The organism is Streptomyces sp. NPDC050856, from assembly GCF_040653855.1.
Taxonomy (GTDB): Bacteria; Actinomycetota; Actinomycetes; order Streptomycetales; family Streptomycetaceae; genus Streptomyces.
On the sequence record NZ_JBFAGV010000029.1, the window covers coordinates 62,833 to 82,555 of the forward strand.

The window sequence follows — 19,723 nt, forward strand, 5'->3', positions numbered from 1 at the left end:
TGAGGATCGGGGTCGGGGATCGGGGTCGGGGGTGGTGGAGGCGCTGGGGCGGCCCGCCGGAACCGGCGGGCCGCTCAGGGCCGGGCGCCCAGCCGGTGCAGGGTGTCGAGCACGTCGTCGAGCCAGGCGAGCATCATCCGCTCGTACGCGATGCCGCCGCGCAGCACGACGTGTTGCAGCTCCCGCCCGGCGTCGGGCTGCCCCGGTGCGCCGGGCGGTACCGGCGCGTCGGGTCCGGTGAAGTCGCGCAGCTCCCCGGCGAGGTAGCGGGTGAGCCGGTCGCCGTGTGCCCGCCGGTGCCGCTCGACCTCCTGGATCAGCGCGGCCGGGTCGTCGAAGGCCGCGCCGCGGATCTTCACGGCGAGGTCGTGCCGGACGCTCTCCAGCTCGATCGGCTCGTGCAGCCACTGGGAGAGGGCGGCCCTGCCGAGGGCGGCGACCGAGTACTCCTTCTTGTCCGGCCGGGCCCGCTGGGGCACGTCGTGGACGTCGACCCAGCCGTCGGTCTCCATGCGCTTGAGGACGCGGTAGATCTGCTGGTGGGTGGCGGTCCAGAAGTACCCGATGGACCGCTCGAAGCGCCGGGCCAGCTCATAGCCGGAGCCCGGCTTCTCCAGCAGGGAGACGAGGATCGCGTGCTCGAGCGCCATACCCCGATCCTTCTATGCAACTCGTTGCATAGACAAGCGGCGCCGCCCGGATGAGACACGGCTCACCCCGAGCCGTACCGGGCGGCGCCGCTCGCCGGCCGGGGTCAGCCGTGGACGCGCTCCCCCGGCTTGTGCACCACGCCGAGCCGGAAGCCCGTTCCCAGGGCCCGGTCACCGCTGCACGCGGCCTGCTGGGTGCCGCTGGTCGTGGACAGCAGGCAGAAGTCGGCGACGAACAGGGCGCGGTGCGAGACGAGGATGCTGTAGCTGCCCTGTCCGGCGGCCCGGGCGGACGGCGCCGCGGCCGCGACCTGCTGGCGCGGCTGGATCTCCCCGGCCGGGGCGGCGTGGGCGGGTGCGGACGCCAGGGAGGCGGCAACGGCGGCCGTGGGAGCGAGCAGGCGGGCGACGGTGTTCATGAACATCGGGGAAGGTCCCTTTCCGTGGGTGGTGGTGTGTGCGCTGCTTGCTGAGCCGTCCGGCCGTCGGCGGGTCAACTGCCCTCGCCGACGACGACGTTGACCGTGGAGTACTGGCGGCGCAGGGCCTTGAGCGGCTGGTACTCGGGGGCGTCCCAGAACGCGCGTACCGCTTCCCGGGTGGGGAACTCGTGGACGACGAGGGTCGAGGGACGCCAGTCGCCTTCCAGTACCAGGCAGTTGTCGTCGGTGACGATGTTGCGTCCGCCGGCCTTTTCGATCAGCGGGGTCACGGCGTCGACGTACCGCTGGAAGCCGGCCGGGTCGTCGATGTCGAGATCGATCACTACGTACATGCTCATGGCGCGGTCCTCCGAGAGGGTTGTCGGCTGTTCGGTGATCCGACCGTAAGGCGCCGCTTCCAGGGGCTTCCATGCGTCACACGCCGAGGAACATGTGCCGTCGTCCGGGCCCCGGGACGCGCGGTAGGTTCCCGGGAATGGACGTGCTGAGCGATGTGGTCACGACGATGAAGACCGGCCGCGCCAAGGTCACCCGGTCCCGGTACACCGGCCGGTGGGGCAGCCGCTACGGCCCCTATCCGGGCGCCGGTTTCCACGTCGTGCTCGGCGGTGCCTGCTGACTCGTACCTCCCCGGGGCGCACCGCTCCGGCTCACCACCGGCGATGTCGTCTTCCTGCCCCGCGGGGCCGTCCACGGCATCAGCCACAGTCCCGACCGGACCCTGGAGCAACTGCCCCGGGACCGGACCGGCACGGACGGGCCGGGCCTGGTCACCCATGTCGGCACCGAGCCCGGGGACGGCCCCGCCGCCGAAGCGCCCGGGGAGCGGACCCTGCTGCTCTGTGGCGCCTACCGGCTCAACCGCGACACGGTGCATCCCTTCCTGCGCGGTCTGCCCGACGTCATCCACCTCCCCGCGCGGCTCGGCCACCACACGCAACTGCGCTCGGCCGTCGAGCTGTTGAGCAGCGACGCCACCGAGGACCGGCCCGGAACGGATGTGGCGCTTCCGGCCCTGTTGGACCTGCTCATCGTCTACACCCTGCGCTCCTGGCTGGAGACGCAGTGCCCGGACGAGGCCGGGGGATGGTGCGCGGCTCTCAAGGACCCCGCCCTCGCCGCCGCCCTGGACCGGATCCACCGCGATCCTGGGCACTCCTGGACCGTGCGGGACCTGGCCGCGTCGGTCGGCCTGTCCCGTACGACCTTCGCGGCCCGGTTCCTTGCCTGTGTCGGCCAGTCCCCGATGGCCTATCTCACCTGGTGGCGGCTGAGCACCGCCTCACGCCTGCTGCGCGAGACCGGTGCGCCGCTGGCGGCGGTCGCCCGCCAGGTGGGTTACGCCTCCGAGTTCGCCTTCGCCCACGCCTTCAAGCGGGAGTTCGGTACCGCGCCCGGCGCGTTCCGCAAGGAGCACGGCGCCCTGCACGAGCCGCGCTCGGCGACCCGCTGACACCGGCGCGCGGCCCGGCCCCGCGGCTCCTGCGGACACCCGGGCCGGCGCGGGCTCGGGTCAGACGACGGTGGCGGGGTCGGTGTTGGCGCCGCACAGGACGACCGCCACCCGCTCGCCCGCGGTGGTGGCGTAGCGGCCGCTGGTGAGGGCCGCCAGGGCGGTGGCGGCCCCGTGCTCCACCACGATGCGGTGGTTCTCCCACAGCTCGTGCCTGGCCCGCACGATCTCCTCGTCCGACACCAGCAGCGAGGTGACGCCGGGCCGCTGTGCGGCCGTCACGGCCATCCGGCTGGCGCGGGTGGCTCCCAGCGAGTCGGCGGCCACCGAGTCGACCGGCACGTCGACGGGTTCTCCCGCGTCGAGAGCCGCGTTCAGGGCGCGGCACCGTTCGGGCTCGACCGCCACGACCCGGATGCCGCGCTCCGCCGCCGCGCTCGCGACACCGGAGAAGAGGCCACCGCCGCCGACCGCGACGACCACGGTGTCCACACCGCCGGGCACGGCCGCCGTGATCTCCGGCAGCAGGGTTCCGGCGCCGGCGGCGATCAACGGGTGGTCGTAGGCGTGCGACTGGAGGGCGCCGTGCTCGGCGGCGTACGCGCGGGAGGCGTCGAGGGCCTGCGCGTACCGGTCGCCGACCAGGCACACGCGTGCCCCGTAGCCGCGTAGCCGCTCGACCTTCACCCGGGGCGCGGTCTCGGGCAGGAACACGGTGGTCGGATACCCGGCCCGGGTGGTGGTGGCCCAGGCGCAGGCCAGCCCGGCGTTCCCCCCGGAGGCGATGACCACGCCCGCCTCGGGCATGGCGCCGGCGTCCGCGTGGGCGAGGGCGAAGTTCAGCGCTCCCCTGGCCTTGAACGAGCCGGTGTGCTGCATGAACTCCAGCGCCAGGTACACCTGTCCCTCCCCCGGAACGCCGGGTCCGAGCGGGCTGAGGGACACCGGCCGCACCAGGCCCTCGACGCGCTCGCGGGCCTGGGCGACCAGCCGGTGGTCCAGGACATCGGCGGTACCGGCGGGAATGCCGGGGGGCATAGCGGCTCCTCACGCTCCGGGCGGGTCGGTCGGCTCCAGTAGATCACCCGGGCGGGCCCGTCGTCAGGCCCCCGGGGAGCGGAGCCGCCCCGCCGCTCCGGCGGGGGCGGGCCGCCGCCGCGACGGCGACGCACCGCACCCGGGTACGGGGTGCGCGGAGGCAGGCCGAGGGGGGACTGCGGAGCGCCGGCTGGCGCCGGTCAGCGGTCGACGGACAGCCGCCCGGTGGCCGTCTCGATGTCGGGGTACAGGGTGAGCACCTGGTCGAGGCCGACGATGCCGAGGACGCGCGCGGTGTTGTCGGGGACCGCGGCCAGTGCGATGTCCGCCCGTGCGGCGGTCGCGTGGTTCCGGGCGACGATGAGGGCGGTGATGCCACTGGAGTCGCAGAAGCCCAGCCGCGACAGGTCCAGGACCAGGAGCCGGCCCGGTTCCAGGCGGAGTTGTTCCACGGCTTGGCGCAGGCGGGGGGCGCTGTTGTAGTCCAGGTCGCCGGCGACTTCCAGTACGGGACCGGTGCGGGCGTCTCGGGTGGTGATCGTCAGCGAGCTCATGTGAGGTCTTCGGTCGCGGGGGCGGGGGCGGAAAGAGCGGGGACTCCGAGGGCGAGCAGGGCGGTGTCGTCGTCGAGGCCGTCGCCGAATCCATTGAGCAGACCGGTGAGGCCGGCGATCACTTCGTCCGCCCCGGCGGGGGCCAGGCCGGCGGCGAAGTCCCGCAGGGCGTCGTCGCCGTACAGCTCGCGGCCCGCTCCGGTGCGGGCTTCGGTGAGGCCGTCGGTGTACAGCAGCAGGGTGTCCCCGGGGCCCAGGGTGGTGCGGGCCGGGGTGAAGCGCGGTTCGGGCAGGATACCGACGAGGAGGCCGCCGGGGGTGGGGAGGTAGTCGGCCCGGCCGTCCGCGCGGAGCAGCAGTGCCGGCGGGTGACCACCCGAGGCCAGGTGGACGTCGACGCTGTCGCCCCGGGGGTCCAGGACCCCGAAGATGGCGGTGCAGTAACGCGGGTCGTCGCCGTTGTACCGCTCGTTGAGCACGGTGTTCAGGGTGGCCAGCGCCGCGACCGGGTCCGGGTCGTGGAGGGCCGCGGCCCGCAGCGTGTAGCGGGTCAGGGAGGTGACCGCGGCGGCCTGCGGGCCTTTGCCGCAGACGTCGCCGAGGAAGAACGCCCAGCGCCGGCCGTCGAGCGGGAACAGGTCGTAGAAGTCGCCGCCGAGCCGGTCCGGGGAGGCCGTGTGGTAGTGCGAGGCCGCCTCCATCCCGGGCACGGCGGGCAGGGTGGCGGGCAGCAGACTCTGCTGGAGCACGGCCAGCGCCTCCTGGAGCCGCTCCCGGTCGGCCTCCGCCTGCTTGCGTGCCTCTTCGGCCACCCTGCGGCCGCGCAGCAGTTCCGTCTCGTAGGCGCGGCGGTCCCGGGCGTCGAAGACGGTGGTGCGGATGAGTACCGGTTCGCCGTCGCCGGTGGTCTTCACGGTGGAGGTGACCAGGACCGGCAGCCGGGCGCCGTCGGACGCCTTGAGCTCCAGCGCGATCTCGCTGATCCTCCCCTGCATGCGCAGGAGGGGTGCGAAGTGGGTCTCGTGGTAGAGCTTGCCGCCGACGGTGAGCAGGTCGGCGAAGCGCTTACGGCCCACGACGTCCTGGCGGGCCAGGCCGAGCCAGCTCAGAAGGGTGTCGTTGATCTTGGCGATGGTGCCGTCCATGAGGGTGGACAGGTATCCGCAGGGCGCGGACTCGTACAGTTCCTCGGCGCTGTCCTCCAGCAGGGCGGTGAAGGCCGCGTCAGTGGCGCTGCCGCCCTCCCTGGGCTGGTCGGGGCCGTGCGCCGTGCAGCTCATCACCGTTGGTCCCGCACGAACGCGATGATCGCCTCAGCGGTGGCCTCGGGGGCGCTGAGCTGCGGGCAGTGACCGTTGGCGTCCAGGGTGACCAGCCGGCTGCCGGGAATCGCGGCGTGGACGAAGGCGCCGACCTCGGGCGGTGCGATGACGTCCTGGCTGCACTCCAGCACCAGGGTCGGCAGCTTCACCGCCTTGAGGTCCTCGCGGCTGTCGGAGAGGAAGGTGGTGCGCGCGAAGACACGGGCGATGTCGGGGTCCGTGGCGCAGAAGCTGTTGGTCAGCTCCTCCCCGAGCTCGGGCCGCTCGGGGTTGCCCATGATGACCGGGGCCATGGTCGCCGACCAGCCCAGGTAGTTGGACTCCAGCGACTCCAGGAGCTCGTCGATGTCATCGGCGCTGAAACCGCCCCGGTAGCTCTCGTCGTCGATGTAGCACGGTGAGGGGCCGACCATGACGAGGGAGGAGAAGCGCCGCGGCGCGGCCTCGGCGGCGAGCACGCCCACCATGGCGCTGACCGAGTGGCCGACGAAGACCACGTCCCGCAGATCCAGCTCGTCGCATATCTCGACCACGTCACGGGCGTAGCCGTGCAGCGAGGCGTAGCGCTCCTCGCTCCACGACGAGTGGTCGGAGCGGCCCGATCCGACGTAGTCGAACAACACCACCTGGTACTGCTCGGCCAGCACGGGGGCCACCAGCCGCCACATGTTCTGATCGCAGCCGAAGCCGTGGGCCAGCATCAGCACGGGCCCGCCCGGCTGCCCGGTCACCGTCACATTGTTCCTGCTGCGAATGTCCATGAGGGACATCCTCCCACTCCGCCGCCGTCGCCCTTCCCGGCCCGTGCCCCCGTGCGGCCGCCGGCCCCCGGTCAGGGGCGCGGGCGGCCACACGCACGGGGCGCCCCGGCCGGGGCCCAGCCGCTCAGTACGCGGTGTCCTCGTCCCGCTCGGCGGGCAGGTCGTCCGGTACGACGTGCATGGCGGCTTCCTCGGCGCCGGCGGCCCCCGCGTCGATGCCCTGGTCGTCCGCCACCAGCTCCCCGGTGGTGTCGGGGTGCGCGCCCTGGTCGGGGGCCGTCAGCCGGCCGGCGCGTTCGCCGCCCACCTCCCCGTCGATCAGCTCGCCGTCACCCCCCGGCAGGTCGCCCAGGCCGTCGCCGACCGGCGGCGTGACGTCGGGCACTTCCTGGGCCAGTCGCTCGTCCAGGCTCTCACCGTCGTGCTGTTCGGCGGCCGTCGTGCCGTGCTTCGTGACACCCAGCGGCTTCTCCGGGGGCGAGTAGCCCTCGTCCAGCATGTCGTCGTAGGTGCGCTCCCCCAGCGCGTCCTGGAGGTCGAGCGGCGCCCCGTCCTCCTGCTCCTCGTTCGTGCCAGTGGGCTGGTAGACGTCATCAGCCATCCGGTCCTCACTCATGGTCACTCCTCGCTACCCAACGGTGGCAGCCGCTTCGCTGTCCTGTCTCCGGGTTTCCACTGATGAGGCGATCAAGCCACCTCACTGTCGCCGGTGCCCGACCGGTCCCCCGGACGCCGGGCCGACGGAGTGCGCTCGCACCGGGTGCCGCCGCCGCCCGGCGGCCCCGGGGACGGCGGGCGAGGCGACCGGCCGGGCCGGGTGCGCCGGCCCCGGGTGACGGCGTCCGCCGACGGCGTCCTCTCACCGTGCGTGCGCCGCGGTGGGACGGGCATGGGCCACCTGGCCCCCGTGGCGGACGGGCACCGGCCACCGGGCGGCCGCGGTGGGACGGGCACCGGCCACCGGGCCGGCAGCCGCCGGCCCGGTCCTTACCCGCTCAGGCGAGTTCCGAGGCGTAGGGCGGCTGCGCCCCGGGCCGGGTGCAGGTGATCGCCGCCGCCCGAGCCGCGTAGCCGAGGATGTCGCGCCACCGCTCCACGGTGAGCTCCGGTGCGGGGGTCAGGGCGCCGTGGGTGCCGAGCCTGTGCAGCAGGGCCGCGTTCACGGTGTCTCCCGCGCCGATGGTGTCCACGACCGCCACCGGCTCGCCGGGGAGGGAGAGCGTGAGGCCGTCCCGGGTCAGCACGGTCAGTCCCCGGCTCCCCCGGGTGAGCACCACCGCGTACGGCCCGGCGGTCAGCCACTCCTTGACGGCGGTGGCCGGGTCGTCCGACGGCGCCAGCCAGGCGGCGTCCTCCTCGGAGAGCTTCAGCAGGGAGACATCGGGCAGCCAGGAGCGGAAGCGGGCCCGGTAGGCGTCCGGGTCGGCGATCAGATCCGCCCTGATGTTGGGGTCGAGGGCGATGAACAGGCCACGGCGGGACTCCCGACGCATCAGCTCCTCGTAGGCGCCGGCCCCTGGGTCGAGCACGAGGGAGAGGGTGCCGAAGGAGACCGCCCGGGCCGTCCCGGGCAGCGCGGGCGGCAGCCGGAAGAGGCGGTCCGCGGTTCCTTCCGCGTGGAAGCCGTACTCCGCGGAGCCGTCGGCGCCGATGTGGGTGACCGCGAGTGTGGTCGGTTCGGGTCCTCGCTGGACCAGGGAGGTGTCCACCCCGTCCGCCGCCAGGCCCCGCAGCAGCGCTTCCCCGAAGTGGTCGGTGGACAGGCGGGAGCAGAAGGCGGCCGGCGAGCCGAGGCGGCCCAGCGCGACGGCGGTGTTGTACGGCCCGCCGCCGCGCTTGGGCAGGAGCGCGGGCAGCTCGTCGGCGGCCGGCCCGGCGGGGACCAGGTCGATGAGGGCTTCGCCGGCGACGACGATCATGGTTCGAGTCCCTCCAGGACGGCGCGGACGGCGGCGCGTGGGGTGGGGCGCACGAAGCGGGTGCCGTTGACGACGTGCGAGACGGTGGCCACCGGCACGACGGCGCGCCCCACCGGATCGCTCATCGTCGGCATCGCTCCCGGCCCTCCCGCCACGCCCCGCCACCCGCCCTCCAGGTGCCGCCAACCGCCGAACCTACCGCACCAGGTTTCTCGCTTGAGCGCTCGCGTGCTCGTGCACGCCGTCGGTGCTGTCCACCGTGATCCACGACGACGACCACCCACCGCCACGGGCCGGTGGACACCGGGCGGGCCCTGACCGCCGGCGACCGCGACCGCACCGCGGTCAGGGGCGTCGTCCATCCGCACAGGCGGGTGGCGCGCCGGTACGCGGTGGCCGTCGCCGAGCGGGGCGCGGACGGGCGCCGGCGAGCCGCGCGCCCCGCTCAGGGCCGGCGTCCCGCTCAGGGCCGGCGTCCCTCCCGGCAGGTCCCTCCCGGCCGGGAGGGACGCCGGCGGGCTGCGGCGGGGTGGCGACCGGGGCCGGCGGACCGGGAGGGGGTTCGTCGGCGGAGGGCCGCGCACCACGGTCCACGGCCCCGTCCCGGCCGGGGCGGCGTCCGGCGACCACCACGAACGTGACGCTGATCAGCAGGGACCAGGCGCCGATCTTCATCAGCGAGACCGGTTGCCAGCCGTCCAGCTGGTCCGGGTAGCTCCACGCGCCGGCGCGGGTGGCGGCGTTCTCGGCGACCCACAGGAAGAACCCGATCAAGGTGAAGGCCAGGGCGAGCGGCATACGGTACCGGCGCCTCCCCACCGCGTACCCGACCCGGGTGCCGGCGGTGGCCAGCAGCATCAGGGCGGCGAGCACCCACCGGGCGTCGGGCAGCCAGTGGTGGCTGAAGAAGTTGGCGTACACGGCGGCCGTCAACGGCACCATCAGGCGCGGCCGGTAGCCGGTGAGCTCGATCGACATCAGCCGCCAGGCACGGCAGACGTAGCTTCCGACCGCGGAGTAGAGGAAACCGCCGTACAGCGGCACACCGGCGATCTTGGTGACGGCGTCCTCGGGATAGCTCCAGGAGCCCAGCCGCACCTTCACCAGCTCGAACAGCAACCCGATCACATGGCAGGCGGCGATCACCGCGGTGTCCCGGGCGGTGTCCCAGTCCAGGCGCCGGGCCACCACCGTCAGCAGGATCCCGTAGACCAGGAGCAGGTCGTAACGCGCCACGGGGAGCCGCGGCAACAGGCCGGACACGGCCACGCCCGCCACCAGCGCCACCGCGAAGGAGCAGCAGCGCGCCTGCTGCCACCCGAAGAGGACGAATTGCCGAACCGCGTGTTGGATGGACGTCACACGGTCAGGACGAACCCGTCGGTGACGACGGTTGCAGTGTGAGGTGGTGCCGCTCATGTCGCCGCTCATGTCGCCGTCCGGCGGGCTGGAGGTGGCCGTACTGGTCGGGTTGCAGGCCTCCGGGAAGTCGGCCTTCTACGCGCGGTGCCTCGCCGGCCGCTGCGCGCTGGTGAGCAAGGACCTCTTCCCCCGAGGCGCCCGCAACAAGCAGCGGCGCCAGATGCGCCTGGTGGCGCAGGCGCTGGCCGCCGGCCGGTCGGTGGCGGTCGACAACACCAACCCGTCACCGCTGGAGTGGGGGCCGTTGGTGGCAGCGGGCCACGACCACGGGGCCGTCGTCACGGCGTACTGGTTCCCAGCCGACCCCGTCGGCTCCCTGCGGCGCAACGCCGCGCGGGAGGGCCGCGACCGCGTCCCTGACGTCGGTGTCCTCGCCACGCTCGGGCGGCTGCGCCAGCCGTCGCGCCGGGACGGTTTCGACACCGTGCTGGAGGTGCGGTTCGACGGCCATGGCGGCTTCCTGGTGCGTCAGGCGCCGGACGAGCGGCGGTGAGCGGGGGCGGTGAGCCGGTGGGGTCCGCCGCACGGGCGGGCCGCGCGGTCACCGGCACACCGTGAGCACCCCCCTCTCCTGTCCGGGCGCGGCGGGCGGCGCCGCGGCCTCGGCGGTGCCGGGCAGCCGGGGAACCGTCCCGGGGCCCAGCAGCAGGCCGAGCAGCACGGTGACCGCTTCGGACTGGAGCGTACGCGCGGCCCGGCGCAGGCGATGGGAGTGGCTGACCGGCAGGGAGAGCGCCAGGCACTGCGCCTCGGGTCCGGGCGTGATGGGAACCGCCGCGCAGACGTTGCTCAGCGCGTACTCCTGGAAGTCGTAGACCGGGGCCGCGGGCGGCCTGGTGTCGAGCTGGTGGAACAGGGCGCGCTCACTGGTGATGGTGTGGGAGGTGAGGCGCGCGATGCGGTGACGGGACAGGTGTTCCTTGCGGTCGTCGTGGTCGAGCTGGGTGAGCAGACACTTGCCCAGGGCGCTGGCGTGGGCGGTGTATCGGAAGTCGACCCATTCCACGACCTTGGGCGCGGCGGGCCCGTCGGCGTACTGCGTGATGACCACTTCGCCGTCGGTGTAACGGCCGAGGTACACGGCCGCGCCGAGCGTGTCGCACAGCAGGGTCAGGGTCTGCCGCAGGTGGCTGCCCGCGCCCGTGCCCGTATCCGCCGCGCCGACGAGGTCGAGGGTCGGCCCGGCGGCATAGGCGTCGGGGCCGACGGGCGCGACCAGGTTCGCCCGCACCAGTGAGGCCAGCGCCTCGGCGAGGAGCAACTGCGGCAGGCGCGTCTCGCGGGCGATCTGGACGCGGCCGACACCGCCGGAGTGGCGGGCGACGGTCTCCAGTACCCGCAGTGCCCGGTGCAGGGACACGTGCGCCGGGGGCGCCGGCGGTGCGGCGGGGATCTGCTGGGCGGCGTGGGTCAGGGAAGGCGCGCGCAGGGCGGCGGGCGACCAGGCGTTCGCGTCGCGGGCGAGGTTCACCGGGATCAGCCGGGCGCGCCGGGCCAGCGCGGCGGCCAGCCGCGGGCTGGGCAGGAGCACTTCGCCGAGGTCGGGGTCCTCCGTGGGCACCAGTGCCCCCACCGGCCGCCCGAGCAGCCGGGGCAGTGAGCGCCGCGGGCCGGCCGGCGGCCGGGGCGGCCGGGGGGCGGCGGCGTCCAGGAAGGTCAGGTCCTGGGTGGTGATGGGCGGCGTGGTCCAGATGACCGAGGCGCCCAGCGCGTCCTCCAGGTGGGCGGGCAGGTCCGGCAGGTCCGGCAGGCCCGTGTCGGGGCTCAGGCGGGACGCCTGGTGGTGCCAGTGGCGTGCCGTCGTCACCTCGGCGCGGGCAAGGTGCAGCAGGTAGAGGCAGCGGGCGGCGGTCCGCGACCCGGCCCCCGCGGCGTACTGCAACCAGAACTGGGCTCCCTCCGTCCGCCCGCCCAGGTGGAGGGCGCAGGCGAAGAGGAGGGCCGCCTCGCCGCTGTGGGGCCAGGACGACGCGTGCAGCGCCCGGGCGGTGAACTCGTGGCTGTCGACGACGCGCCAGGCCACGGCGTCCAGGCCGCGGGCCGCCCGTACGTGGCAGGCCGCGTCCAGCAGGAGCCGGGTGTCCTCACCGGAGGGCGCCTGCTGCGCGGGGACCGACGGCCCCCGGCCGGAGGTCTCCCGCGCGCGGCGGGCCACCGCGCCACGGATCCGGTCGGCCACCACCCGGCGGGCGATGCGGGTGAGCGCCGCCGACTCGTCGAAGAGGGCGTACTCGTCGGCCAGGACCTCGGCGTCCCGGAGGGCCGCGGCCACCTCCCGTGCCGCGCCCCGCGCGTCCCGTGCGCTGTCGCTCACCGGTCCACTCCCTCTCCAGGACCCCAGTCCACGCCGAGCCTGCGCGACAGCGCGCGCCGCGCGCCACGGATGTGGGAGCGGACCGTCGCGGGGGTGATGCCCATCATCCGCGCCGCGTCCTCGGGCTTGTGGCCCGCCAGGAAGACCAGCAGCACCACGTCGTACTGCCGCTCGGGGAGCTCCGCGACCGCCGTGTACAGCCCGAGCTTGGGCTCCTGCAGTTCCAGCCGCTCACGCGTGGTGCCGCGCAGCGCCGCGAACCAGGCGGTCTCCACCATCGCCGCCGGCCGGTCCAGAACGGCCAGCCGCCGCTGGACCGCTTCACGCAGCGCCGCCCAGGCGAAGGCCTGGGTGCTCGGCTCCCTGAGCGCCTCGTGCCACACCTTGAGCAGGAAGGTGAACACACCGTCGACGACCTCCACCGCGTCCCGGCGCGAGCCCAGTTGCAGATGGGCGTAGCGCAGGTAGGCGCGCACGTGGTGGTAGTGGAAGGCAGCGAAGTCGACCGGCAGCTCGCCGGCCAGCTCGCCGCTGACCGACCGGTCTCCCGAGGGGTCGAACTCGGCCTCGCTCATGTGCTCCCCCACGGGCGCCGCGCGCCCGCCCCGGCCGAGGCCCGTGCCTCCCGCCAGGGACGGGCTCCTCGCTCCGGCCGGTGCGGCTCAGGGCCCCGGCCGGCCGGCGGTACGGCTCCGGCCCGGCCGGCCCCGCCGAGCGGGCGCGGGAACGGCGAAGCCGCGCGGGTGGCGGCCTGCCGGGTGGCGGCTGCGCCTGCGGCCACGGCCACGGCCACGGCCACGGCCACGAGGGCGAGGGCGGCTGGGTCGACGGGTTCCACGTCGGCGCGATCCTTCCAGGAGGGTGGGTGGTGCCGGGCGTGCCTGCCCCAGTCCGGCCGCCGGAGAACACGTGGGTGCTCCCGCCCCCACTCAATCCCAAACAGCCGCCGCGTGCGGGCCTGTCGGGCACGGAAACCGGCGGAGCGGTAGCGCGCGACGGGCCGTGCCCCTCTGTTCGCGCGTTCACGCCCCTGGCGAGTGGGGTGGCCGCCCTGGCGCCGCCCTCGCTCTCGGCGCCGGGGCACGGGCGCGGAGCGAGGACGTCGGGGCGCCGTGCGCGTCAGGCGGCGCGGTCGGCCTGGTCGGGGACGACACTGCCGTCGGAGCGCCGGACCGGGACGCGCGAGCCGTCGGGGGCCGTGGCGCCGGTGGTCGAGCAGGGGTACGGACCGGCCTTGCGCGGCAGCGGGTCGATGAACATGGGGTTGGCCATCCAGCGGCCGTCGGCGTTGTCGTAGGCGCGGCACATCAGCTCGGACTTGTTGCGGTTGACGGCCAGGTGGGCACCGGTGGCGTCGCCGACGAAGGTCACATCGGTGTCGGCGTCACCCGCGCCCAGGGTGATGCGGTGGGCGGCGTCCTGCTGGCGCCAGGCGGCCGAGCCCTTGATCCCGAAGATCTCCTGGTTGATCACGCAGCGCTTGCCGTCCATGTACGGCAGGGCCGCGCCGGGTCCGTCGGCGACGCCGCCGCAGCCCTTGATCCGGGTGGTGAGGCGGCCGTGGTCGGTGATGGCGCGGATGCCGATGGTGTGTTCGCGGTCGATGCCCACACCGCCCGACCACGCCTCGGCGATCGGCTCGGCGGAGGCCGAGACGACGTAGACGTCGAAACCGGCGGCCTTGAGGGTGCGGATGAGGTCCTTCTGCTGCTCGTAGTAGCGGACGTATCCGGCGACGGTGTGGGTGCCGACGGTCTGCCGGCTGCCGACGGGCGCGGCGAGCTGTTCGGCGCGGGCCCGGCGGGCGAAGGAGGTCAGCGTGGCGGGGGTGTGGCCGGCGAACAGCTGCGGTATCCACGCGTAGGCGGGCACGGTACGCCGGTGGTTCCAGTCGCCGGTGAAGGCCGGCTCACCCGCCATGGTCCGCTCCTTCTCGCGGATCTCCATGATCTCGTCGGCGCAGTCGGTGTCGCGGGAGGTGGGCAGCGGCCTGCCGACGGGTACGGAGGCGCCGCACGCCGAGGAGAGGGCGTGGTCGGCGGCGGGGCTCAGCCACTTGTTCGTGCCCTGCCAGCTCGCCGGCCGCAGGATCTTGTCGTGCTTGAGCGCCCAGGCCAGAGTGGCGTCGGTGATGTCGTTCTTGACGACGGTGTTGTCCCAGTCGAAGGCGGCGACCGGACGGGTGCCGTGGTGCCGTCCCGAGCAGGTGCCGCGCTCGTCGATCGTCCTCTGGAGCCGTTCGCGGTTGTCGCCGTACCAGGGCAGGGCCTCGTCGAGCCGGGGACAGTACGCGCGCGGCGCACGGGACTGCGGGTCTGGGACGGGGGCCGCGACGGCGGGGACCGAGGCGGCGAGCGCCGCGGCGGCGAGGCCGACGACGATGGCGGACTTCGTGCGCATGTGCTCTTCCTGGTACGGGTCGGTTGGCCACCCCGGCCGGACGGACGGCCGTGGCGGCCCGGCCCGGCCCGGTGCTTCTCCATGGACCATACAACTGGTTTGCGCACGCCCCTGCGGCGCCCGCCCACACCGGACGGGCCACGGCACCGCCCGGACCGCCGGGCGGCCGACGGCCCGTCAACCGCGCCCATGGCCCGACCACTCGGCGTCGGGCCCGGTCAGCGGGGCGCGGTCGCGTCGGCACCCGGGGCGGCGTCCTCGTGTGGTGGTGGACGTCTCAACCGGTCGGGGCCGGCCACCGTGGCCAACGCCCCCGCTCGTCACCCGGCCGGCGCACATGGCCGAACCCGACGGGGCGGTCCACCCCCGGCGGCGGCAACGCGTTGGTATCGGCCCGACCCACAGATCCCTTGGGGGACACCACACTTGTCCGCGCACCGCACGACGGCGACCACCACCCGTGACTGGCCGTGGGGGGGACCCCACTTCGTGGACCGGTCACCGCCGGGCACACCGGTACTCCGCCGACAAGCGGGCGCCCCCGGCCGCGTCGCCCTCACCATCGACCGCGACGAACGGGACGCACCGGTCGCCGTCATCGCCGAGCAGCCGGCGCGGTGACGCGACACCCGGCCTCCGTTCCCGCTCCGCGCGCGGCGGACGGGGCCGGCCGTGCCGCGCGGTGCCGATGGGCGGCGACCCGGCCGTACCGATACACAACCGACGGACAACCGACTGCTCACCGGTACAGGATCAACATGAGTCCGACGTACCCGGCTGCGAGGGTGCCGTGGCCGCTTCCGGCCGCTCCGTACGTTGTCCCCGGCACCGAGAGACCTCCACATGCGCACCCTCACCACCGAACTGGTCACCGACCCGTACATCAGCGACCGGCTGGAGGAAGAGGCGTTCGCCGGCCTGCTGGACGACGCCGGGCCGGCCGGAGCAGATGGCGGGACGGGGGACGACGGCACGGAGTACGACGACACGGGAGCGGTGTGCCCGGCCGGGTACGCCCGCCGGGTCCTGGCCACCGCCATCGCCCGCGACGAGGCGACCGGCGGCCTGTTCGCCTGGGCGGAGCTGGTCGTCCACGGCACCGACCACGAGATCCAGTGGACGCCGGCCGCCCGTGAGGCGGAGCTCCTCCGGGGCGGCAACCCGCCGTCGGCCGACGAGGAGGAGTACGCGGCGGTGCTGGCGCTCACCGGCGACCTCGTCGCCTTCGCCCGTGCGGCGGGGGTGCCCGGCGTGTCCTGGACGGACGACCACGGAGACATCGCCGGGCGACTGGCCGCGGCGTACGGGGCGACCCGTTCGCCGTACAGCACGTGCTGGAGCGCCGACCTCGCCCACGCGCTGCCCGGCCGGGTACGGCCCGGGACGCACACCCACCCGGCGGCCCGGCCCCTGACGCGGGAGCGGCTGACGGCGTACACGGACCTCTTCCACGCCGACGCCGAGCTGGGCGACGGCCGCTGGCAGCCCACCGCCGTGGAGGACTGGCTGGACGGCCGCGTGGTGGTCGAACTCCTCGACGGGCAGGGCGCGTTGTCCGCCCTCCTCGCCGCCGACATCCTCAGCGAGGAGGAGGCCGGGCTGCCCAAGGTGGTCCACGCGGGCGTCGACCCGGAGCACCTCGCGGGCGCGTTCGTACGACTGGCGGAGGAGATCCGCGCGGCCCACCCCACCGTGACGACCCTCTTCGTCATCGAGCGGAACGACCGGGCGGTCGCCGGGGCGGCCACCCTGGCGGCCTTCACCGACACCCACCACAGCTACCGGTACGAACTCGCGCTGAGCTGACCGGCACGGGACAGGCCCCCGCACCGGACCGCCGGGTCATCGAGCCGCCGGCGTGCGGACCGGGGACGAGGTGCGGGTGGGCAGCGCGGGCGGCGCTGCGGCGACAACCGATGGCTACCGAACAGTAGATGGAATGCCTCCCTCCGTACATTCTGGGACGCGAGCATGCCAAAGCCCTGTGCGGGCAGGCCGGGACGGGCTCGTTCGCGAGCCGGTCATCGCTGAAGGAGGACACCCCCCATGAACGTACGGCGTTGGAGAACACGTGCCGCGACCACCGTCGCCGCCACAGCCGTCATCACCACGGCCATGTCGGCCACGACCGCCAGCGGCGCCGCGAGCACGGCACCGGTCCAGACGCGGATCGAGGCGGGGGCGTACGCCACTGCCGCCGCACGGCAGCAGGCGGGTTCCGCGGCCCTCGCCGGTGTCGACTACCGCACCTGGCAGCGCGATGTGGCGGCCGTCATCGGCACCGCCCGGCCCTACATCGAGCAGCGCACCTCGGCCGCCCCCTCCGGGCGGAAGCTCGCCATCGTCCTCGACATCGACAACACCTCGCTGGAGACGGACTTCCACTTCTTCTGGGAGTACCCGACCCCGGCCGTCAAGCCCGTGCTCGACCTCGCCCGCTACGCGCACTCCCGCGGCGTGGACGTCTTCTTCGTCACCGCGCGTCCGGGCATCGTCCAGGCTCCCACCGCCCACAATTTGCGGGCGGTCGGCTATCCCGTCACCGGCCTGTACGTGCGGGACCTGCCGGACCTGTTCGAGGAGGTGAGCCGCTACAAGACGGAGAAGCGCGGTGAGATAGAGGCGATGGGCTACACCGTCATCGCCAACATCGGCAACCGGCCCACCGACCTGGTGGGAGGCCACGCCGAGAAGACCTTCAAGCTGCCCGACTACGACGGCCGGCTGTCCTGACGTGATGTGCCGGGCCGGTGCCCGGGTGGCCGCCGATGGCGCCGCCCCGGCACCGGCCCCTCGCTGCTCCCGCGCCCCGGCACCGGACCCGGCCGGGCGATCCACCTCCCCAGCGGGTGTGACGCAAGCCCTCACCGGTACAACGACCGCGCCGTTCCGCGCAGTTGTCACCCCTCCGGCGGCTGTAAGAGTCCTGCCATGTCCCGATCAGCCAAGACCGCCCTTCACCCGTCCTCCGTCACCGCGGACCATCTCGACCGTGCCGTGCGGCTCGCTGTGGCCGTCCTCCGTGAGGCGCCCGCGACGGCGTGGAGCGCCAAGGCGGGTTCGCTGGAAGGGGACTGCTGGGAGACCGTCGAACACCTCAGTGACGACCTGTTCACCTATGCCACCCAACTCGCGCCCGCGTCGCTCCCGTTGGACGACCGGATCCCGTTCGTGTGCGAGAGCCGGCGGCCGGGCGGCCCGGTGAACGCCGTGCACGCGGACCGGGCGGCCGGACCCGCCGGACTGTTGCGGGCGCTCGAGGCGAGCGGCGCGCTGCTGGTCGCGATGGTGCGGACGACGCCGCCTCAGGTCCGTGCCCACCACAGCTTCGGGGCGTCGGATCCCGAGGGTTTCGCCGCGATGGGGATCGTGGAGACGCTGGTGCACACACATGACCTGGCGGACGGTCTCGGGCTTGCCTGGAACCCGCCCGCCGATGTGTGCGCGGGCGCTCACGAGGCTGTTCCCGAACGCTCCGACGGGAACGGACCCCTGGCCCACCCTGCTGTGGGCGACGGGCCGCGCCGAACCGCCCGGTCACCCCCGTCCGGCCACGTGGCGCTGGGACGGGACGCCCCGGCCGTAGGTCCGGGTGCTCCCGCCGCGAGTCGTGCGTCCCGCCCCTCGCACCGCCGGCCCGGCGGACCTTCCCGCTCGCGGCGCTAGCCGGCGAGCAGGCCCAGCCGGTGGAGCTGGAACACGACCACACCGGCGACACAGCCCGGCACCAGCCACCGAAGGCGGCGGGGGCAGCGCCCCCGCCGCCGGGTACTCCGGCCGGTTTTCGCCGGTCGCCCCGCCCGGCGCCGGAAACGGCCGGCGCCCTTGTCCGGCCGGGGCACGCGCGGTGTCGCGTCGGCGGCGGCCTCGGCCAGCAGGCGGCGGCAGGCCGTGGCGAGTGCCGCGGTCCCCATGGACAGCGGTACGACCACCTCGGAACGCGCCGGAGCCGTGGTACCGCCCTCCAGGATGCGGCCGGCCCGCACCAGGATCTCGTCCCGGCCGCCCGCGGGGGCGAGGCTGATCCACCGGCGTACATGCTCGCCCCGGATCACCACACCCCCGGACCGCTCCCGGTACACCGTGTGTTCCCGCCACAGGTGTGCGGCCAATTCGCCGGCCCGCTCCCTGAGTTGGACGCTCACGCCCGCCCCCTCCGCCGTACTCCGCCCCGATGGAGCACAGCACTCTACGTCAGGGACACACCAACGCCGTCGCCGGGCCCCGCTCCCCCGGGTCCGCCGTCAGACGGGGCGCGGCAGCTCGTGCAGGCGGACCTCGGTCAACCGGCCACCGGAGACCACCGCGGTCATGTAGGAGCAGAACGGCTGGCGCCTGCGGTCGGTCGGCGAGCCGGGGTTGAGCAGCCGCAACCCGCCGGGGGCCTCGCTGTCCCAGGGGATGTGGCTGTGCCCGAACACCAGGACGTCGAGGTCCGGGAAGCGCGCCGCGCACCGTGCCTCACGCCCCTGCGCCGGGCCGGTCTCGTGGACGACTCCGAGCCGCACACCCGCCAGCTCGGCCCGCGCCACCTCGGGCAGCCGCGCGCGCAGGTCGGGCCCGTCGTTGTTGCCGTACACGGCCAGCAGCCGTTCGGCGCGGCTCTCCAGCAGGTCGAGGGTGGCGGTGTCCACCCAGTCCCCGGCGTGCACCACCACGTCGGCCAGCTCGATCTCCGCCAGGAGCCGGGCCGGGAGGTGCCTGGCGCGCTTGGGTACGTGGGTGTCGGTCGTCAGCAGCAGTCGCACGACCAGCCAGCGTACGGGTTCCGCCCGCTCAGCGGTGGTAGTGCGGCGTCGCCAGGCTCAGCCGCGACCGCCACGAGCCGGACGGCGGGTGCGCCCGCCACCGGCGGTCCCAGTCCGCCCTCCGCGTGTCCCGGTCCGACCCCTGCGGGGGCTGGGCCGCGGCCCGGGAGGCGAGGGCGGTCAGGACGGCGGTCAGGGCCGCCACCTCGGCGGCGTTCGGACGGCCGTGGACGATGCGCAGGTGGTGGGGCATTGGCTCATCGTCGGCCGGGCGGGCCGGTGGGGCACGCCGGGCCGCCCGGCCGGGTGAACAGGAGCCCGGGCGGCCCGGAGCGGGGGCCCGGGTGCGGGTCCGGCCGGCTCGGCGACCCGGCGGCACGGCAGCGCGGCGGCCCGCCGCCCCCGACTGCCCGCCGACTCCGGCGGCTCCGGCGCGAGGGCCGGCCGGACGGGGGCGCGCCCGGGCGACGGGACCGCCGGCCGGACGGCGAACCCGCTCCGGACGGGTGAGCCGTCCGCGGCGGGCCGGCGACGCCGTCCTGCGCTCGTGTCCCTTGGCCTCTGCCGGGTCCGGGCGGCGCCGGCGGCGGGAGTGCGGGGTGCGCTCGGCGCGCGGGGTGGTGGTGGGTGGGGTGATCCTGCGTTCAGGACCGATGAAAGGGCTGGACGTCATGGCCACGTTGTGCAGACCGGCGGTGT

19 protein-coding genes and 4 pseudogenes are annotated in these 19,723 nt (G+C 74.6%); 6 read left to right on the plus strand and 17 right to left on the minus strand.

The genetic code is table 11. From position 1 onward, the window contains the following. Positions 1 to 74: 74 nt before the first annotated feature. The 3 genes from AB0H53_RS23290 to AB0H53_RS23300 all read right to left on the minus strand — a co-directional run bounded on the left by AB0H53_RS23290 (position 75) and on the right by AB0H53_RS23300 (position 1,431). Complete coding sequence (locus AB0H53_RS23290) at positions 75 to 650, minus strand: PadR family transcriptional regulator (RefSeq protein WP_362116521.1); 576 nt, start codon at positions 648 to 650, stop codon at positions 75 to 77. 104 nt (positions 651 to 754) lie between these two features. Next, the gene (locus AB0H53_RS23295; protein ID WP_362116524.1) at positions 755 to 1,075 is read right to left on the minus strand and encodes a hypothetical protein; all 321 of its coding nucleotides are present in this window, start codon (positions 1,073 to 1,075) and stop codon (positions 755 to 757) included. A 68-nt stretch (positions 1,076 to 1,143) separates the two neighbouring features. Next, a complete protein-coding gene (locus AB0H53_RS23300) occupies positions 1,144 to 1,431 on the minus strand; it encodes a DUF1330 domain-containing protein (protein WP_362116527.1) in 288 nt (95 codons plus the stop codon). A gap of 167 nt (positions 1,432 to 1,598) precedes the next feature. Here AB0H53_RS23300 and AB0H53_RS23305 point away from each other — a divergent pair. Then, positions 1,599 to 2,093, plus strand: a pseudogene (locus AB0H53_RS23305) (cupin domain-containing protein); the annotation flags it as partial. 165 nt (positions 2,094 to 2,258) lie between these two features. Next, positions 2,259 to 2,546: a helix-turn-helix transcriptional regulator gene (locus AB0H53_RS23310; RefSeq protein WP_362116580.1), complete on the plus strand. Its 288-nt coding sequence runs from the start codon at positions 2,259 to 2,261 to the stop codon at positions 2,544 to 2,546. Positions 2,547 to 2,606: 60 nt separating this feature from the next. Here AB0H53_RS23310 and AB0H53_RS23315 read toward each other — a convergent pair whose 3' ends face one another. The 8 genes and pseudogenes from AB0H53_RS23315 to AB0H53_RS23350 all read right to left on the minus strand — a co-directional run. Beyond that, the gene (locus tag AB0H53_RS23315; RefSeq protein ID WP_362116530.1) at positions 2,607 to 3,584 is read right to left on the minus strand and encodes a serine/threonine dehydratase; all 978 of its coding nucleotides are present in this window, start codon (positions 3,582 to 3,584) and stop codon (positions 2,607 to 2,609) included. Between the two features lie 200 nt (positions 3,585 to 3,784). After that, positions 3,785 to 4,138 carry an STAS domain-containing protein gene (locus AB0H53_RS23320; protein ID WP_362116533.1) on the minus strand — a complete coding sequence of 118 codons (354 nt, stop codon included), beginning with the start codon at positions 4,136 to 4,138 and terminating at the stop codon, positions 3,785 to 3,787. Further along, on the minus strand, positions 4,135 to 5,418 hold the full coding sequence (locus tag AB0H53_RS23325; protein WP_362116536.1) for a SpoIIE family protein phosphatase: 1,284 nt from the start codon (positions 5,416 to 5,418) through the stop codon (positions 4,135 to 4,137). The genes AB0H53_RS23320 and AB0H53_RS23325 overlap by 4 nt, the downstream gene beginning before the upstream one ends. After that, complete coding sequence (locus tag AB0H53_RS23330; protein ID WP_362116539.1) at positions 5,418 to 6,221, minus strand: alpha/beta hydrolase; 804 nt, start codon at positions 6,219 to 6,221, stop codon at positions 5,418 to 5,420. The genes AB0H53_RS23325 and AB0H53_RS23330 overlap by 1 nt, the downstream gene beginning before the upstream one ends. Positions 6,222 to 6,345: 124 nt before the next feature. After that, complete coding sequence (locus tag AB0H53_RS23335) at positions 6,346 to 6,837, minus strand: DUF5709 domain-containing protein (protein WP_362116542.1); 492 nt, start codon at positions 6,835 to 6,837, stop codon at positions 6,346 to 6,348. Between the two features lie 379 nt (positions 6,838 to 7,216). Further along, on the minus strand, positions 7,217 to 8,140 hold the full coding sequence (locus AB0H53_RS23340; protein ID WP_362116545.1) for a carbohydrate kinase: 924 nt from the start codon (positions 8,138 to 8,140) through the stop codon (positions 7,217 to 7,219). Next, positions 8,137 to 8,265, minus strand: coding sequence for a hypothetical protein (locus AB0H53_RS23345; RefSeq protein WP_362116548.1), 129 nt, complete (start codon positions 8,263 to 8,265; stop codon positions 8,137 to 8,139). The genes AB0H53_RS23340 and AB0H53_RS23345 overlap by 4 nt, the downstream gene beginning before the upstream one ends. A 496-nt stretch (positions 8,266 to 8,761) precedes the next feature. Beyond that, positions 8,762 to 9,559, minus strand: a pseudogene (locus AB0H53_RS23350) (DUF817 domain-containing protein); the annotation flags it as partial. Between AB0H53_RS23350 and AB0H53_RS23355 the strand changes: the two are divergent. Then, on the plus strand, positions 9,558 to 10,055 hold the full coding sequence (locus AB0H53_RS23355) for an AAA family ATPase (protein ID WP_362116551.1): 498 nt from the start codon (positions 9,558 to 9,560) through the stop codon (positions 10,053 to 10,055). The pseudogene AB0H53_RS23350 and the gene AB0H53_RS23355 sit on opposite strands and share 2 nt — an antisense overlap. 186 nt (positions 10,056 to 10,241) lie before the next feature. Here AB0H53_RS23355 and AB0H53_RS23360 read toward each other — a convergent pair. The 3 genes and pseudogenes from AB0H53_RS23360 to AB0H53_RS23370 all read right to left on the minus strand — a co-directional run. Then, positions 10,242 to 10,955, minus strand: a pseudogene (locus AB0H53_RS23360) (IclR family transcriptional regulator C-terminal domain-containing protein); the annotation flags it as partial. Positions 10,956 to 11,872: 917 nt separating this feature from the next. Beyond that, a complete protein-coding gene (locus tag AB0H53_RS23365) occupies positions 11,873 to 12,451 on the minus strand; it encodes an RNA polymerase sigma factor (RefSeq protein WP_362116554.1) in 579 nt (192 codons plus the stop codon). Between the two features lie 544 nt (positions 12,452 to 12,995). Continuing rightward, complete coding sequence (locus AB0H53_RS23370) at positions 12,996 to 14,276, minus strand: haloacid dehalogenase-like hydrolase (protein WP_362116557.1); 1,281 nt, start codon at positions 14,274 to 14,276, stop codon at positions 12,996 to 12,998. An 843-nt stretch (positions 14,277 to 15,119) separates the two neighbouring features. Here AB0H53_RS23370 and AB0H53_RS23375 point away from each other — a divergent pair. The 3 genes and pseudogenes from AB0H53_RS23375 (at position 15,120) to AB0H53_RS23385 (ending at position 17,862) form a co-directional block, all read left to right on the plus strand. Next, complete coding sequence (locus AB0H53_RS23375) at positions 15,120 to 16,082, plus strand: hypothetical protein (RefSeq protein WP_362116560.1); 963 nt, start codon at positions 15,120 to 15,122, stop codon at positions 16,080 to 16,082. 240 nt (positions 16,083 to 16,322) lie between these two features. After that, positions 16,323 to 17,009: an HAD family acid phosphatase gene (locus tag AB0H53_RS23380; RefSeq protein ID WP_362116563.1), complete on the plus strand. Its 687-nt coding sequence runs from the start codon at positions 16,323 to 16,325 to the stop codon at positions 17,007 to 17,009. 198 nt (positions 17,010 to 17,207) lie between these two features. After that, positions 17,208 to 17,862 (plus strand): annotated as a pseudogene (locus AB0H53_RS23385) (maleylpyruvate isomerase N-terminal domain-containing protein). Positions 17,863 to 17,938: 76 nt separating this feature from the next. Here AB0H53_RS23385 and AB0H53_RS23390 read toward each other — a convergent pair. From AB0H53_RS23390 to AB0H53_RS23400, 3 genes are all read right to left on the minus strand, one after another. Then, positions 17,939 to 18,421, minus strand: a complete 483-nt coding sequence (locus AB0H53_RS23390) for a hypothetical protein (RefSeq protein WP_362116566.1) — start codon at positions 18,419 to 18,421, stop codon at positions 17,939 to 17,941. Between the two features lie 99 nt (positions 18,422 to 18,520). After that, positions 18,521 to 19,024 (minus strand): metallophosphoesterase, encoded by a 504-nt coding sequence (locus AB0H53_RS23395; RefSeq protein WP_362116569.1) that lies wholly within the window; start codon positions 19,022 to 19,024, stop codon positions 18,521 to 18,523. 28 nt (positions 19,025 to 19,052) lie between these two features. Continuing rightward, positions 19,053 to 19,277, minus strand: a complete 225-nt coding sequence (locus AB0H53_RS23400) for an acyl-CoA carboxylase subunit epsilon (RefSeq protein ID WP_362116572.1) — start codon at positions 19,275 to 19,277, stop codon at positions 19,053 to 19,055. Positions 19,278 to 19,723 lie beyond the last annotated feature (446 nt).